The following is a 14487-nucleotide window of genomic DNA, read 5'->3' as shown; positions in this document are numbered from 1 at the left end:
AGCCTGCTTGCAAAATCGGGCTGACGCCGTCATGACAGGCGCCACGGAGAGGTGGCCGAGTGGTTGAAGGCGCACGCCTGGAAAGTGTGTATACGGGAAACCGTATCGCGGGTTCGAATCCCGCTCTCTCCGCCAGAATAACAAGAAAACACAAATAAAAACAGTATTTTATTCCTTTATATTCAATATCATACCCACAATCTATCCCACAAAATTTTTCGGCCCCTCACTCCGTCCGTTTTCCAGGAAATGAGCCAAAGAAGCGTCAAGCCCCGGGCGGCCCTGTAAAGTTTCGCGTTCGGATTTAGGGTGGGCCTCATGGTTCGAGGTCGATCAATTATTAGGAGTGGAAGATCTGCGGCGCTGACTCCTGAGGAGATCAAATCGGCTTTCCGAGTTGCTCGCTCACTAAAAAATCACGCAGACCGTGCCGTGATCGTTTTGACTCTCTCCATCGAACTTGGCGTACGCGCTAGCGAATTGGCAGCGCTGTGCTGGCTTGACGTGTTCGATGAATACGAAAGGCTTCGCTCCGATCTCATGATCAGGGCCGCCTACGGTAACGGTCGCACGTGTCGGATTCCGCTCGCCTCGCCAAAGCTCAGGGCGCTTCTGATTGAGTATCGCGAAAAGAATCGATTGGCCGCGTTGTCCGGCGACGCTCCACTCTTTCCGTCGCGCCGCGGAGGTCACATGACAATCACTTCGATGGCCCGATTTATGACGAGCGTCTATCGCCGAGCGGGAATGGCAGATGCAAGCTCCCGTGCTGGACGACGGACGTTTCTGTTGCCGCTTGAGCAGTTGAACAATCGAGCCTAGGCATTGAAAAGACAGCTGAAGCGAATATGTCGCTCCAGACATCACAAATTGTTTCGCGATCGTCCAAGTTCGTCCAGCCACGTCCAAGCCGATTTTCAGTGCTCTAGCAGCGATATTTTCGCGCAGGTAAACCGATGTCAGTTTAACATCGGGAGAGACGCATGAAATTTGCGAAGCCAAAGCCCATCAACCTTTTTTCAAAATCCAACGGTGAACTGAAGAACCTTCTCGAGAACTACAAGAAGCACAATCGCTTGGATTTAATGCCAGTTGTCTTGGAGGAGTGCGAGCGGCGCGGGATCAGAGTGGATTACAAGAAATACGTTACTTGGCACCGCGCGAAGGTCCTGGAAGTGATGGAGCCGTTTTCAACCATCTCTGAACTGGTCTTGGAGAGCAGCCGCACGACAAAAACTGAAGCCGGCGGCGGGAAGTTCAAGCCGGTCGGTCATCCCGAAAAGCTTCAAATCGATACTTACACCGCAATCAAGAAAAAAGGGATCAACGCCACGTTCGCTTGCCACGTTCGCGAATCGTGGGGCGAACCAACATTCGTTTTGACGATCAAGGACGACACGCCGACCGTGATCCACATATTTACCGTCGACGAGTTGGATAAAGCGGAAGCGCGGTGGGCAGCGGTTGCGGCAAACGCAATGGGCAACTCATATTCCATTTAGTCTGAATGTTTCATTGGGCTCGCGAGTTCTATGGAGCTCGCGAGTTTTTTTTGGTCGACGCTGCGATCACCTGCACACATTCACGCATCGAGCGCGCGAAAGCGAAAACCACCTAAATCAGGTCCACGATCTTTCGCTGAGCTTCCTGTTCGCCATCGATGTATCTCTGCGTAATGCGGAGGCTACTGTGACCGGCAAGCATCTGAACATCGCGAAGCGACCCGCCCACGAGTGATATCTTCCGAGCTGCGTTTGTGATGAAAGTTCTTCGACCAGAGTGGCTTGAACAGCCGATGAAGCCGAGCCGCTCATACCATCGCGCGAACATATTCACGATGGCTTGAGACGAGGTCTGTTTTGACCTCTCAGTGCTGATCACACGAGCGCTAGGAGCAGCCCAGTCACTCCGTCGCCATTCGATGAGTGAACGACGAAGATCTTTGTTGATGGGGATGATCCTGCCAGAGCTGCCTTTGCTGGCTTCGTTCGGCAGAATAATGGCTTGACCAATCTCGCCCTGAGCATCGATGACCATGCTCCATGTCAGCAGCGCGATCTCGCAAGAGCGGAGGCCTGCCTTTGCTGAGAGAAGAAAGATCAACTGATTTCTGACGGAATGTCGGGTCTTAGCCAGATAGCCGATAACCGCTTCAATCTGAGCCTTTGAAAGATGTTTGGCCTGTTTCTCGAGTGACATGTATTGCTCCTGATCCATTTATCAGGATGCAGAACCATAATCATTCGCAGGGCATCGTACAGGGTGAAGCTATTCCATGGGGTAAGTGACATGCCATGTCGTTTCACATGGTTGCGCCCAAGGAATTCAGTTACAATCAAAAGCGTCAAAATCTCTCTCTCTCTCTCTCTCGATGCATTCCGGCGGAATCAGAGATCCCACAATGAAAAAGACGGCGTTAATAACCGATTTGGACAACACTTTGTTCGATTGGGTCGAGCTGTGGCTAAACTGCTTTTCGTCGATGCTTGACAGTATCGTTGAAATCAGCGGCATCGAGAAAGCAACCCTGCTTCCCGAGATCGCAGCCGTCCACCAGAAACACGGCACCTCCGAATATTCGTTCTTGATTGACGAGCTTCCCTCGCTGCAGGCGATGCTCAAAGGACGGCCTGCAACCGAAGTATTCGCGGAATCTATAAAAATCTACCGCTTAAAGCGTCGAGAATATCTGCAGCTTTACGCGACGGTTGCGGAGGCGCTTCTGATTATCAAAGGTCGGGGTACCCGCATCGTCGGGTACACTGAGTCGATGGCGTTCTATTCGAACTACAGAGTTCGTCGTCTGGGATTAGATGGCGTGCTCGATTTCGTATTTTGTCCGGAGGATCACGAACTTCCGATAGGCTTATCTACGGAGGATCTGCGTAGGTACCCCGCTTCGCACTACGCGTTGAGATATACGCGTCAAGAATTCACGCCTAGAGGATCGAAGAAGCCTGACGCGGCAGTTCTAAATGCCATTATTAACGATCTAGGGTTGTCAAAGACCAGTTGCGTTTACGTTGGCGACAACCTTATGAAGGATGTCGCGATGGCTGTTGACTGTGAAGTTTGCTCGGTTTGGGCGAAGTACGGACAGGCGCACAAGCGCCCGGAGTACAAACTGTTACAGGACGTCACCCATTGGACTCGTGAAGAGGTCGAGCGCGAACAGAAGATTAAAGAGCGCGAACACGTTCAACCAAACTACACTCTAGAGCAGGACTTCGCAGAAATTCTTAATCTCTTTGATTTTGGTGATTTCCATGCTGAGCGAACGAAAACTGCGTGACGAGCGCGGAAAGCAAGTAATTGACGTTTGGAAAACGGTCGTTGGAGTGCAAATGCACTTCAATGAAATTGGGATGCGAATACGAGGTTTATTTGTCACCATTCTTCTAGCGCTATTCGCATCGATCGGCTTTCTATTAGACAAAGAACTCTTTCTCCAGATTTGGCGTATCAACATTCAGTTCGCCGTATTGGTGCCGATTTTTGGGATTTTCGGCACAATGTTATTCTATCTGATCGATAGGTATTGGTTTCATCGACTGTTGAAGGGGTCGGTCAACCACGCCATTCAGATTGAGAAAAAATACCGCGATGCCATTCCCGAATTGTCGCTAAGCGATGAAATAGGGAAGGAAAGTTTTTTGTTCCTACAGGGTTTTTGTGGGTTGTCGCAAAGTGTCTCGTTCGACATGACAATTTCCGCAAGAAGGGGCAGCTCCATTCCGACGGCAAGCTTGAAATTTTCTACAAGTCGATGATGGTGGTATTGCTCGCTACCTCTGTGTTGCTTGCGTGCCTTGGGGGAGTAACACTCGGTAAAAAGGGAGCGCCGATTGCCACAAAAAAGAGCCGAAGCGTTGACGGCCAGAGCATCCAACCGTTGCAAGCTCCAGTCACGTCCACCAGCGCGAGTCAAAGTTCACCACCCGTAGCCCCCCCTGTTTCGAAAGAGGTTATTAAACAGAAGTAGTGGTTGGCGGTCGCCGACTAAATGCTGGCCTTAACTGATTACAGAACGGCCCTTGAATGCTGCTTAATCACCAGTCGAAAACGATCGTTGAACGAGCGAAGAAAATTCAAGGACATACCAATGGCTTGCGTGGACTGATGATAGAATGGACCAAGTATCATCAGACAGCGGTATTCAGTTTTATAGCAGCTTGATCTAATTGAGCCCTCGATATGGTTAGAATGGGCCGCACGCTCAATGCGTTCTTACCATGGGCCTTGACGCTGCGACCTGAGGCTTATGTACGTTTGCGTGTCGTCGCAGCCGATTTCAGGGACTCGAAAGACCACAATTCCGAGTCCAATAATCTGACATCAATATGTGGGAATTCTTTATTTAGTATGGCTGCCGCCGCGATTGTTGCTTGTTTCGCGACAGTGGGGGTTATGGAGGGAATGCCAGATGCCTCCTCGGCAAACCGGATGATCATCCGATCAGGTTTCACCATCTGTGCGCCAGCAAGCAATTTGAAATAGTCGAACGAGATATTTTGACCCTTGATCATCCGTACTGCGATCTCGGCATTCGCTATACGTTCATCTGTGATATCCGCAAATTTGTTGATACCGGAATTGTATAGGGCTTTTGCAAACTGCCGACACGCACTTGCTTTCAGGATTCCACTCTTGGTGGATGTTCGTTGACGATTCCTGAAAACTGTGCCCGCGAGTTCATCGTCGGTAAGCGGCTCCATCACCTTGATCGCGTCCAGAACAGAATGTTCGTGAGATCGCCCACGATCGTATAGTGGCCAAGGTGGGGATTGCGACTCGGCAAAACGAATAACGGCCCTCGCAACTTTGAATGTGGTGTTCTTACAAGAAACCCGGACGTGAAGACGGATGATCCCGTTTACAAGTTCAGGATCAGGATCCGTCCTGAAGAGAAAAACTATACCATCCAGGCGACCACCTTGTCGGGCAAGATCACGTCTCGCGCATACGCCTATGACGTGGTCTCGAATGCCATCTCTTGGAAAAAGAAAGTCATCACGTGGGCTGGCGCAGATAGGAACGACAAGAGCCTCGTCATGGGCGGGACGTTCAGGTTCGCCGAGGGCCACTGGTTTTATAACGAGGTCTTGGCGAAGATCGAGAATGGGTCTGAGAAGGGCCGAGCGACGATGCTCGCGGGGTGTCATGAGGAGGACGGAGAATGAAGAAAATTCTCTTGTCTACTGTCGCCCTTATTGGTCTTGCATCATTCGCGCGCGCTGATGAACCCGCCGTCTGGCGTGGCGCAACGATGCTTGAATGTTCACCGACTTCATTCAAGCCCGAACCTCAGGTCTTGGACAAAGATCCCGTCTACAAAATTCTCATTAGCGTTGATGTCGATTCGAAAATGAACGTCAAAGGAATGATAGTCGAGTACTATACAGCGTTTGGTCGCGCCTATACTCGTACTCAGCAGTATGACGGTATTCGTTTCGTAACCGACACCGACAAGAACGTGAAATTTTTAAAATGGGCTGGGATGTATAAGAAGTCCGAAGACGTCGGCATGGTTGGCTTTATCTTTTTCGATGATGGTCACTGGAATTACTCGGAAAAAATCGAGAATTTGAAGACTGGTGAGAAGAAGTGGATGTACGCCTTCTGCCATGACGCAGGAGGAAACTGAACATGGCCTTCAATCAACCGACTGTACGCAAATCCCGCCTTCTATCGTTTGCAGCTTTGGCATCCATCTTCAGTCTATCCGTCAGTAGCTCTCAAGCCGGATGGTTCTCCAGCGATAAGTACGACTGCGAAAACAAGGCCGTCATCACCAAAGTGCAGGAAATGATTGCGTGTAAGATCGTCTTGCAATGTGCCCCATTGGGCCTGAGTTACACCCAACTCACCACGATGACTAAAGAACAGGTCACTGCAAAATTTGAAGCTTTGGTCGAGCCAGAGGTCGCGGCTGCAGCCCAGCGGGTGACGACAGGAGTCAATCTCCCGGTACTCCGAAAGGGTATCAGGCGAATTCTGGATAACGAACGTGACGTCTTTCTGACCTATCCGACTCTCTTTCAGAACGTCACGGTTCTGACCGACGATTATAAGGATACGATCTCCCGATATCGTTGTCACATGACCTATACCTACGACCCGAAGGTCTACGTGCCCCTTTGGACGGTGCTGCTGGCGATTCAGCTCGGCAGCGATCAACTGACGTCCACCGTCGCCGAGGAGATGGACAAGAAGAATCCCGGTATGGACTACATCGGTGGGTTGGTCAGCGCTGCGATTCAACAGCAGAACATCGTCGGCAAGTCCCGGTCTCCGGAGACCAAGACGGCTATCTTCACCGTTCAGCCAACCAAGGATGATTTCGTGGTTGAGATAAAAAACACCGACAGGCTTTTGCCGGGACTTTAAGCGACCTGCTTTTGCTTATCATGAAGTCAGCGCTTCAGCTTCGTTCGCGTGTCAGCTCGATGTCTAATTTTATGAGGCAGCAGTGTTGCTCGACTTTGTGATCATACCCATGTGCCTGGTGCAGGGTGGTCACAATGAAGCTTTCAGTAGTCCAGCAGCAGGCAATCGAGGCGAGAATGGCGCTCATCGTGGGCGCCGAACAGTATAATCGTCTGTTCCTCGGCTTTCAGTGCACTGAGCTTGAAGGCGATATCCTATTCGTGGACGCTCTCGATGAAGACTGCGCTGCTGAAATCGAGGATCGCTTCTCACTTCACATCGCGATCATTGCGGCCGAGATTCTAGGCGCAGACGTCGCATCGGTCGTCGTGCTCCCTGGAGTGCTAAATTAGATCGCGAGCCGGCTTGAGCCACCGTTTCCTGCTGTGCGCTTCAGAGTAGTTCACGCTGACACTGCTCCCCTAGGGGTGCGGTGGACCCTGATAGGGTTGGAACCAAACCCGCAAACCTTCATTGATATCGCTTTGGAGGACAGCAAATGGCACCACGCGCGTACTGAAAAGGCTGCTTGCGCCTATCGTTGGTGACCTGTCCCATTGCTTTGTATCCGGCGTCCACCTCAGCCGAGAAAACACACTTCCATCAGATCAATAAGAATAGCGGCCATCGCCTTCGTCAAAAGCTAGTTGATGAAGTCACTGGCCGTGAAGTTGATAAGGAAAATCGCGCTCGGGGCTATGAGCTCACGAAAGGCAAGTCCTATTTCGTTTGAAAGATACTGCTAAAGCTTTTTTGTCTCTTCGCATTCAACTTGCGCGTCCCTGCTTCCTGCTAGGTCTCGCCCTCTCTCCTTCCTGCCATAGGTCGCAGCGGGGGTAGAGCCCGGTCAGGCTTTTCCCTTGCGACAGTGATCCGCCGGGCTTTCCCGCTCGTAAACGTACTTGAACATGCTGGAGGCTAGATTGGGTGACATTCATAGGAAAAAGGCAAAAACGCAAGTCGGTTCTGAGACGCCCTAAGCGTGAGCTGCTCTTTAAGTTGGACACGATGCTTTCGATCTTACGCACTCTTTTTTGCTAACAACGCGCTTCCGCAATGGATGGTCGAATTTTGATTGAGAACGCACCCTCTAAGCATCCGAAGGTGGAATTTGGCAAAATCGGTGTGCTGCTGATTAATCTCGGCACGCCCGATGCAACCGATCCCGCTTCACTGCGACGATATCTCACAGAATTCCTGACAGATCGCCGCGTCATCGAGTGGTCTCGTTGGCTCTGGTATCCGATACTCTACGGCATCGTGCTGAATACGAGGCCGAGAAAAATCGGAAAAGCCTATGAGAGGATTTGGAACAAGGAAAAGGACGAAAGCTACCTGCGGACTTACACACGTAGCCAGGCTTCGCAACTCGCAAACAGATTGTCGGAATTTTCGTCGATTCAGATCGACTGGGCGATGCGTTATGGGGAGCCATCAATACGCAGCAAGATCCAGGATCTTCAGAAATCTGGATGCGAAAGGATTCTTCTTTATCCGCTCTATCCTCAATATGCGGCCGCGACGACTGCGACGGTGAACGACGAAAGTTTCAGGGCGCTGATCGATCTTAGATGCCAGCCAGCAATCCGCACGGTGCCAAGATATCACGACGATCCAATCTATATCGACGCTCTCGCCAATTCTATCGAAAGCCATCTTGCAACGCTCGATTGGAAGCCGGAGATACTGCTCACGTCCTACCACGGCATCCCGATGTCGTATTTTAAGAAGGGCGATCCCTATCACTGCCAATGCCACAAAACGACGAGGCTGCTTGGGGAGCGTCTTGGATGGGACAAAGACCGGATAATGGTGACGTTTCAATCGAGATTTGGTCCGGAAGAATGGCTGCAGCCATACACAGACAAAACCATCGAAGAGCTTGCAAAAAACGGAACAAAGAAAATTGCGGTGATCAATCCAGGCTTCGTTTCCGACTGTCTCGAAACTCTCGAAGAGATTGCAGTGGAGGCGAAGGCAGCTTTTCTTCAGGGTGGCGGCGAACGATTCACCCATGTGCCGTGCCTCAACGACGGGACGGGCGGAATGAAAGTCATAGAACACGTTGTCAGAAAGGAATTGGCAGGTTGGATGTAAGGCGCGGCTAGCTACGACGAACAGCTTCCCGGGCCAGCGCCCGATAAGGCCGACCCTTTTTGCTATAAGCGTTCCATGAATGCGCGGGCCGCTTGCGTGATGGTCTTCTCGCGATCTTTTGGCATTCGGTCGAGTTTCCAATAAAGCATGACGATCTGAGGGCTTTGCTCAAGACATGAACGGTTCTCGATCAAGAATTCCAGCAGAGAAAATTGGACGGGTACGCACCTTGACTGGTCGTGATTTTAGTGTCGCAGGTGCAGGTGCGGCAACAACCGGACATTCGGCTGATATAAGCTCCGGACGCAGCGTAAGATTTTGATGCCATCAAGTCGCCATCGGCGAAAAGGGCTACCCCATGCGATGGCGTGGCTGAGTTGCGCCTCTGCTGGTGCTGTCATTCTTCGGCATGTCGCTAACGTGCGTTCACAAGTATGAGGGATGAAAAGATGTTGCCTGCGCCCACTATAATAGATGACCTCAGGGGGGAGCCTCTTGTGGCTACGATTGGCAGCGTCTGGCAACTTGTTACAGACCAGGTCATGGGTGGAGATTCCAAGGGAGTGATAGGTCGCGAGATGGTCGCCGGTCGGGCCGCCATCCGTGTGCGCGGAGACGTCAGCTTGGAAAATAATGGAGGATTTGTTCAAGCCGCGCTCGATCTCTCGCCGACAGCCGATGTTGTGGATGCAAATGGCTGGGACGGGATCGCGATCGACGTGTTAGGCAATGGCGAGCTCTACGGCGTTCACTTGAGGACGGACTATTTGGCAAAGCCGTGGCAGTCGTACCGTCAAAATTTCACGGCATATGCAGATTGGCGGACCGTCGTTTTGCGGTTCAGCGCCTTTGCTCCTTATCGCACCGATATTCCACTCGATAAACGTCGGTTGCTGCGTATCGGGCTGGTAGCCATAGGCCGAGCCTTTCGGTGCGATTTTGCTATCGGCGGATTGAGTTATATTCGCGCTGATATTCACGACTGAAAGCTGCGAGAGGTCATCTAAGCGACAAACCAATTTAGATGCGGACCTACCTCAAGTAACCGATGGAGCCGATTTGCATCTGCGTGGGAGAAGACAAGCGCCCCTTAAAAATTTTTGCTTCTTCCATCTAGGCCGTCATCTTTTTGCGAGAACATAGAAGTCCACATCGATAGTTGCGGCCCTGAAGCCTGCCTCGCAATAACATAGGTAATAGTCCCAGAGCCGGCGAAAGCGCTCCGGAAACCCCATTTCGGTGATGCTGGGCCATGACGCCAAGAAACGTTTGCGCCACTCGGCTAGTGTCGCGGCATAGCTCTGGCCGAAACTTTGTGTCGAAACGAGCTTGAGCCCGGCCTGCCCACCTTGTTCGATAATGATCGCTTTCGTTGGAAGCATCCCGCCTGGGAAGATATGACGCTGAATAAAATCGGCGGACCCACGGTAGGCCTCGAAACGAGTCTCGTCGATCGTGATCACTTGCAGGACCGCTATGCCGCCGACGTTCAGGCGATCATGCAGGGTTTTGAAATAAATCGGCCAGTACGCCTCGCCGACTGCCTCCAGCATCTCGATCGATACGATCCTGTCATAAGAGCCTTCGATGTCGCGATAGTCGGTCAATTCCAAAGCAACTCTGCCGACCAACGCTTCCTGTTCCACGCGCTGTCGAGAGAGTGCCAGTTGCTCCGACGACAGGGTGATACCGGTAACGCGAGCCCCTGCGCGGGCCAATCTCACGGCCAACGCGCCCCAGCCGCAGCCAATTTCCAGGATCTCCTCGCCACCGCGGAGGTCCAGGAGTTTTTCGATTTGTGACAGCTTGGCTTCCTGAGCGTCTTCAAGCGTCTGGTTTGGATGCGCATAGAGCGCAGAGGAGTACGTCATGCTCCGATCGAGCCAGCACTGGTAAAAATCATTGCCGAGATCGTAGTGAAACGAGATATTCCTGCGGCTACCCGCTTTACTGTTCGCGTGCCGCAAATGCCGCGCGCGATTAAACATGCGGACAGGCCAGAAACCAGACATCTTGCGATCGAGCACGGCGATGTTTCGCGCCGCCAATTCCAGGAATGCGGCAAGATCGGGACTCGACCAGTCGCCCTCGATATAGGCTTCTGCAAAGCCCAGATCTCCCTGGCTGAGGAGGCGCCGGATCGCACGCCAGCGACGGAGAACAAGCGTTGCAGAAGGTCCCGCCTGCGCACCAGAATGCTCGATACGATCACCGGAGGGCAGCACAACCATGATATGGCCGAACTCGATCTGGGCCATCATTCGGCGCAAGACGCGGGCGACCAAGCTTTCCTTGCGGTCCCCAATCCCGTCGAGTGTTCTCGTTTTGCCGTCAAAGGCCATTCGCTGTTTTCTTTTCTGGATGATTGATCTCAGGACTAGCGCTACGCCCAACGGTGACCGGCTGATCGGGTGGCAAGGGTCGACGATGCAGGCGAATACCCTTCAGCCAGATCAGCAACGCTTCCCAGTAGATTCCCGCGATGACTTTGAATGTCAGCAGTGGATAAACGCAAAAGGCGCGCGCAAGTGAAGCGTCCGTCAACTCCTGTCGGGCGGCAGCCAGCCTGGCAATAATAAGCGGCCCGCTCTCGTCGCGGCCGACAACTGAAACCGCTAAATCCGTTCCCGGAGGCACGACAGAAAACGAATAGACCATGTCGGTGGTCATGAATGGCGACACATAAAAAGACTTTCGGCTTTCTTGCCGGATAGGCCCCTCGATGCCGGAGGGCACGGGAATGAGATAATTGTGGCGCTGCCCGAAGGTGTTGTTGACCTCGTAGAAGATCGCGGAAAGTGATTGGTCTCGTCTGTGACAGAAATAGATGCTTAGCGGATTGAAGGCGTATCCTAGGATGCGGGGCATGGCGAGCAGTTGGATCGGTCCGCCCGATTCGATGCCCGCTTCTTCCAGGTGCCGCTCGATCCTGTCGCGAAGCGGCATGGTTGCAGCCTCGCCATGATCGCGATCGTGGAAGCTAAAGAGGTTGAAGCGGTTATGCGAGAACAAGCGAAGCCTGCTTGCCAGAGCATCGATTTCTTCGAGATCGAGCAGGAGATAGAAGATTCTGTAGCGCAAGCGGTGCTGTGTTGGCCGGAGCCTGTGGTGCATCACAGAACCAGCGAAAAGAGCTGATCGGACCTTTGGCATCAGGCTGCCTCCGTCTCAGGCAGATCGAGCTCGCTTTCATAAATATGAATTCGCCCGGATTCGTGCCGAACCGTCCATGGCCGCCGCACGCCGCCGATCGCTTCGGCGACCGCGAGACCGGCTTGCAGCCCATCCTCATGAAACCCTGCGCCGAAATAGGCTCCGCAGAACCAGGTGTTGCGGCTACCTTGCAGCGACCAAAGCTGCTTCTGCGCCTCCATTGCCGCGGCATCGAAACGGGGATGGCTGTAACGCATCTGTTTCAAGATTGTATCGGCTTCAATTTCCTTGTGAGGATTAAGCGTCACGAACAACGGCCGATCGCTCTCGATTTCCTGAAGGCGGTTCATCCAGTAGGTGACCGCAAGCCGGCGGCCGTCAAGGTCATCTCTGGTCATGTAATTCCAGCTCGACCAGACCCGACGCCGCTGCGGCATCAGACGCGTATCGGAATGGAGGACCGCATCGTTGAAAATATATTCGAATGCTCCGAGAAGACGCCGTTCTTCGCTGCTCGGATCGGCCAGCAGTTTCAGCGCCTCGTCCGCGTGGGCGGCGATGACAACATGATCGAAATGGCGGCGGTTGCCTTCGAGCCCGATGACCTCGGCGCCATTTCCGGTACGAACGATCGCTTTGATGGGATAGTTTGACACGACTTCCGGTATGGTCTCGGAGAGCCGTCTAACATAGCATCGGCTGCCGCCAGCGACGGTTCGCCAGACGGGGCGGCCAGTGAGCTTAAGCAGCCCGTGGCTCTCGCAAAATCGGATGAACGAAGCCGCGGGATAGGTACCGATTTTCGCCGCCGGAGTCGACCAGATGGCTGCCGCCATAGGATAGAGATGGTCGTTGCGGAATCCATCCCCGTAGCCAGCCGCATCGAGATATTCGTCAAGAGTTATCATGCCCAGTGCCGCAACGTTCCGCGGTGCCTCGCGATAGAAGCGGACGAGATCGCGTAGCATCATCCAGAATCTTGGGCTGATGGCGTTCCGGCGCTGCGCGAATAGACCTAGTAGTCCAGTGCCGGAATATTCGAGACGGCCGTCGTCGAGGGAAACAGCAAACGACATATCGGAGCACTTTGTGGCAACGCCGATGTGATCGAACAGAGCCGTCAGGTTTGGATAGGTGTTCTCGTTGAACACGATGAATCCAGTATCGACTGCCAGGCCCCCAGCATCGACGGTGTGGCTGTGTCCGCCCAGCCGGTTATCGGCTTCGTAAAGAACAACCCGGTGCCTCTTGGAAAGCAACCACGCGGCGGACAGGCCGGAAATGCCGCTGCCCACAACAGCGATATCAAGGCTTTGACCGGGGGCCGGCCCGTGTTCTGGTCCGTTATGCCAGTCGGTGGCTGTAATCTTTCCGGTCAAAGGATTTCCCTCCGCGCGTCAAACTGCCAATATTTACGGAACTTGGCGCGCAGTAGATCACCTAACCCGTGATCCAATTGCAGGGCGCGGGCGTATGAAGGACAAATGGATGCAGCAAGTTTACATCTCGACAAAAGGCGCACGCGGCAGGTCCGTCCCGCAGCGAGGCTTATTGTTTTGAACGAGGCCAGGCAAAAAGAGGTGCTACCTTCTCCTGAGGAACTGATCAGCCTCATATGTGCTGTTGCGCGGCAGCAGGATCGAAATGCCTTCGCACAGCTATTCGCCTATTTCGCGCCTCGCATCAAAAGCTTCCTTCTGCGGTCAGGTCTTGCGGATTCCGTCGCCGAGGAAGTGACCCAGGAGGTCATGATCGCGGTATGGCGAAAGGCGTCTTATTTCGATCCAGGTAAAGCGGGTGCCTCGACATGGGTGTTTACGATTGCTCGCAATCAAAGGATTGACCGGCTGCGCCGCATGCAGTCTCGGACAGCCGATCATCTTTTGGATCCGAGTGATGAACCCGACATGCCACCATCGGGTGAAGACATCACAATCACGGCAGAACGGGAAGAAGGGGTGCGAAAGGCATTGGCATCCCTACCGAGCGATCAGGCAACGATCGTGCGGCTCTCTTTCTTTGCTGAGAAGCCCCATGCGGAGATCGCTCGAGAGTTGGGCATCCCGCTCGGCACCGTAAAATCCCGTGTCCGGCTGGCACTCAATCGCCTTCGGACCCTGTTGGACAACAATATATGACCATCAATCATCATCCCAGCGACGAAACGCTGATGCGTAGGGCGAGCGGAACGTTGAGTGCCGGCCCCGCGCTTGTCGTATCCGTACACCTTGAAGGATGCACCGTCTGCCGCAACCGTATGGCGAATTTCGAGGCCATTGGCGGAGCGATCCTGGACGAGATGCCACCCGCTCCGCTTGCAGCGGATCTCTTCGGGCGCACCATGGAGCGGCTTGAAGTTGCTCAACCGTTACAGGCGAGAGACCGGCCTACGATCAAGCATCCGGAATTGGGATTGGAACTTCCGCGAGCGATGCAGGACTGCGAGGTCGGCCCGTGGAAATGGCTTGGACCTGGCTTCCAGTGGAGCAAGGTCAAGATCGCCGGCAGTCCGGACGCTAAGGTCATGCTGCTCAAAGGGAGAGCGGGGCTTCATTTGCCGGCTCATGGACATACTGGCCTCGAATTCATGCAAATCCTGTCCGGATCACTTTTGGATGAGCGAGGTCGGTATTTCCCGGGGGATCTCGACGAGGCGGGCGACGATGTCGATCATCGCCCGGTCGTGGGGCATGAATCGGATTGCGTCTGTCTTGCAGCTCTTGAAGGCGACACACGGCTTCATGGATTCCTGGGTCGTCTTTTGCGCCCGTTTGTGGGTTTCTGATCCTGACCGATGGATGGCTGCTAGCA

At 53.4% G+C, this 14487-nt stretch carries 16 protein-coding genes, 1 tRNA gene and 1 pseudogene; 13 read left to right on the top strand and 5 right to left on the bottom strand.

What is annotated here, in order from left to right; genetic code table 11:
* Positions 1 to 45 precede the first annotated feature (45 nt).
* Positions 46 to 135: transfer RNA gene (locus HMPREF9697_RS12150), tRNA-Ser, on the top strand.
* A gap of 848 nt (positions 136 to 983) precedes the next feature.
* Positions 984 to 1502, top strand: coding sequence for a hypothetical protein (locus HMPREF9697_RS12140; protein WP_002717519.1), 519 nt, complete (start codon positions 984 to 986; stop codon positions 1500 to 1502).
* A gap of 112 nt (positions 1503 to 1614) precedes the next feature.
* Here HMPREF9697_RS12140 and HMPREF9697_RS12135 read toward each other — a convergent pair whose 3' ends face one another.
* On the bottom strand, positions 1615 to 2199 hold the full coding sequence (locus HMPREF9697_RS12135; RefSeq protein WP_002717518.1) for a tyrosine-type recombinase/integrase: 585 nt from the start codon (positions 2197 to 2199) through the stop codon (positions 1615 to 1617).
* Between the two features lie 202 nt (positions 2200 to 2401).
* Between HMPREF9697_RS12135 and HMPREF9697_RS12130 the strand changes: the two genes are divergently transcribed.
* Both HMPREF9697_RS12130 and HMPREF9697_RS12125 read left to right on the top strand, forming a co-directional pair.
* Positions 2402 to 3292 (top strand): HAD family hydrolase, encoded by an 891-nt coding sequence (locus tag HMPREF9697_RS12130; protein ID WP_002717517.1) that lies wholly within the window; start codon positions 2402 to 2404, stop codon positions 3290 to 3292.
* Positions 3267 to 3770, top strand: coding sequence for a hypothetical protein (locus HMPREF9697_RS12125; RefSeq protein WP_040307932.1), 504 nt, complete (start codon positions 3267 to 3269; stop codon positions 3768 to 3770). Before HMPREF9697_RS12130 ends, HMPREF9697_RS12125 begins: the two co-directional genes overlap by 26 nt.
* Positions 3771 to 4259: 489 nt before the next feature.
* Here the strand turns inward: HMPREF9697_RS12125 and HMPREF9697_RS12120 are convergent, their stop codons facing one another.
* On the bottom strand, positions 4260 to 4805 hold the full coding sequence (locus HMPREF9697_RS12120; RefSeq protein ID WP_488225860.1) for a hypothetical protein: 546 nt from the start codon (positions 4803 to 4805) through the stop codon (positions 4260 to 4262).
* A gap of 48 nt (positions 4806 to 4853) precedes the next feature.
* On the opposite strand from HMPREF9697_RS12120, the gene HMPREF9697_RS20160 reads away from it, so the two are divergent.
* From HMPREF9697_RS20160 to HMPREF9697_RS12095, 7 genes and pseudogenes are all read left to right on the top strand, one after another.
* The gene (locus HMPREF9697_RS20160) at positions 4854 to 5180 is read left to right on the top strand and encodes a hypothetical protein (RefSeq protein WP_051053923.1); all 327 of its coding nucleotides are present in this window, start codon (positions 4854 to 4856) and stop codon (positions 5178 to 5180) included.
* Complete coding sequence (locus tag HMPREF9697_RS12115; RefSeq protein ID WP_002717513.1) at positions 5177 to 5644, top strand: hypothetical protein; 468 nt, start codon at positions 5177 to 5179, stop codon at positions 5642 to 5644. Before HMPREF9697_RS20160 ends, HMPREF9697_RS12115 begins: the two co-directional genes overlap by 4 nt.
* Before the next feature lie 2 nt (positions 5645 to 5646).
* Positions 5647 to 6387 (top strand): hypothetical protein, encoded by a 741-nt coding sequence (locus HMPREF9697_RS12110; RefSeq protein ID WP_002717512.1) that lies wholly within the window; start codon positions 5647 to 5649, stop codon positions 6385 to 6387.
* 134 nt (positions 6388 to 6521) lie between these two features.
* The gene (locus HMPREF9697_RS12105; protein ID WP_040308253.1) at positions 6522 to 6779 is read left to right on the top strand and encodes a hypothetical protein; all 258 of its coding nucleotides are present in this window, start codon (positions 6522 to 6524) and stop codon (positions 6777 to 6779) included.
* A 176-nt stretch (positions 6780 to 6955) separates the two neighbouring features.
* Positions 6956 to 7144 (top strand): annotated as a pseudogene (locus HMPREF9697_RS20445) (Ku protein); the annotation flags it as partial.
* A gap of 338 nt (positions 7145 to 7482) precedes the next feature.
* The gene (hemH, locus tag HMPREF9697_RS12100) at positions 7483 to 8523 is read left to right on the top strand and encodes a ferrochelatase (protein ID WP_002717510.1); all 1041 of its coding nucleotides are present in this window, start codon (positions 7483 to 7485) and stop codon (positions 8521 to 8523) included.
* Between the two features lie 449 nt (positions 8524 to 8972).
* A complete protein-coding gene (locus tag HMPREF9697_RS12095) occupies positions 8973 to 9509 on the top strand; it encodes a CIA30 family protein (protein WP_002717509.1) in 537 nt (178 codons plus the stop codon).
* A 135-nt stretch (positions 9510 to 9644) separates the two neighbouring features.
* Here the strand turns inward: HMPREF9697_RS12095 and HMPREF9697_RS12090 are convergent, their stop codons facing one another.
* The 3 genes from HMPREF9697_RS12090 to HMPREF9697_RS12080 are packed head-to-tail and all read right to left on the bottom strand — an operon-like array spanning position 9645 to position 13055.
* Positions 9645 to 10865, bottom strand: a complete 1221-nt coding sequence (locus HMPREF9697_RS12090; protein ID WP_002717508.1) for an SAM-dependent methyltransferase — start codon at positions 10863 to 10865, stop codon at positions 9645 to 9647.
* Positions 10855 to 11676, bottom strand: a complete 822-nt coding sequence (locus tag HMPREF9697_RS12085) for a DUF1365 domain-containing protein (protein WP_002717507.1) — start codon at positions 11674 to 11676, stop codon at positions 10855 to 10857. The genes HMPREF9697_RS12090 and HMPREF9697_RS12085 overlap by 11 nt, the downstream gene beginning before the upstream one ends.
* Positions 11676 to 13055, bottom strand: coding sequence for an NAD(P)/FAD-dependent oxidoreductase (locus tag HMPREF9697_RS12080; RefSeq protein WP_002717506.1), 1380 nt, complete (start codon positions 13053 to 13055; stop codon positions 11676 to 11678). The genes HMPREF9697_RS12085 and HMPREF9697_RS12080 overlap by 1 nt, the downstream gene beginning before the upstream one ends.
* Before the next feature lie 177 nt (positions 13056 to 13232).
* Between HMPREF9697_RS12080 and HMPREF9697_RS12075 the strand changes: the two genes are divergently transcribed.
* Both HMPREF9697_RS12075 and HMPREF9697_RS12070 read left to right on the top strand, forming a co-directional pair.
* Positions 13233 to 13814 carry a sigma-70 family RNA polymerase sigma factor gene (locus HMPREF9697_RS12075; protein ID WP_002717505.1) on the top strand — a complete coding sequence of 194 codons (582 nt, stop codon included), beginning with the start codon at positions 13233 to 13235 and terminating at the stop codon, positions 13812 to 13814.
* On the top strand, positions 13811 to 14461 hold the full coding sequence (locus HMPREF9697_RS12070) for a ChrR family anti-sigma-E factor (RefSeq protein ID WP_002717504.1): 651 nt from the start codon (positions 13811 to 13813) through the stop codon (positions 14459 to 14461). The genes HMPREF9697_RS12075 and HMPREF9697_RS12070 overlap by 4 nt, the downstream gene beginning before the upstream one ends.
* Positions 14462 to 14487: the final 26 nt, after the last annotated feature.

Source organism: Afipia felis ATCC 53690 (genome assembly GCF_000314735.2).
Taxonomy (GTDB): domain Bacteria; phylum Pseudomonadota; class Alphaproteobacteria; order Rhizobiales; family Xanthobacteraceae; genus Afipia; species Afipia felis.
Note: the sequence above shows the minus strand (reverse complement) of the source record. Positions and strands in the feature narration are given on the sequence as shown.

Bases quoted from the DNA above. Each gene is read 5' to 3' on its own strand.
- HMPREF9697_RS12140 (WP_002717519.1), top strand. From the start codon at position 984: ATGAAATTTGCGAAGCCAAAGCCCATCAACCTTTTTTCAAAATCCAAC.
- HMPREF9697_RS12115 (WP_002717513.1), top strand. From the start codon at position 5,177: ATGAAGAAAATTCTCTTGTCTACTGTCGCCCTTATTGGTCTTGCATCA.
- HMPREF9697_RS12130 (WP_002717517.1), top strand. From the start codon at position 2,402: ATGAAAAAGACGGCGTTAATAACCGATTTGGACAACACTTTGTTCGAT.
- HMPREF9697_RS12090 (WP_002717508.1), bottom strand. From the start codon at position 10,865: ATGGCCTTTGACGGCAAAACGAGAACACTCGACGGGATTGGGGACCGC.
- HMPREF9697_RS12125 (WP_040307932.1), top strand. From the start codon at position 3,267: ATGCTGAGCGAACGAAAACTGCGTGACGAGCGCGGAAAGCAAGTAATT.
- HMPREF9697_RS12070 (WP_002717504.1), top strand. From the start codon at position 13,811: ATGACCATCAATCATCATCCCAGCGACGAAACGCTGATGCGTAGGGCG.
- HMPREF9697_RS12095 (WP_002717509.1), top strand. From the start codon at position 8,973: ATGTTGCCTGCGCCCACTATAATAGATGACCTCAGGGGGGAGCCTCTT.
- HMPREF9697_RS12135 (WP_002717518.1), bottom strand. From the start codon at position 2,199: ATGTCACTCGAGAAACAGGCCAAACATCTTTCAAAGGCTCAGATTGAA.
- HMPREF9697_RS12085 (WP_002717507.1), bottom strand. From the start codon at position 11,676: ATGCCAAAGGTCCGATCAGCTCTTTTCGCTGGTTCTGTGATGCACCAC.
- HMPREF9697_RS12110 (WP_002717512.1), top strand. From the start codon at position 5,647: ATGGCCTTCAATCAACCGACTGTACGCAAATCCCGCCTTCTATCGTTT.
- HMPREF9697_RS12105 (WP_040308253.1), top strand. From the start codon at position 6,522: ATGAAGCTTTCAGTAGTCCAGCAGCAGGCAATCGAGGCGAGAATGGCG.
- hemH (WP_002717510.1), top strand. From the start codon at position 7,483: ATGGATGGTCGAATTTTGATTGAGAACGCACCCTCTAAGCATCCGAAG.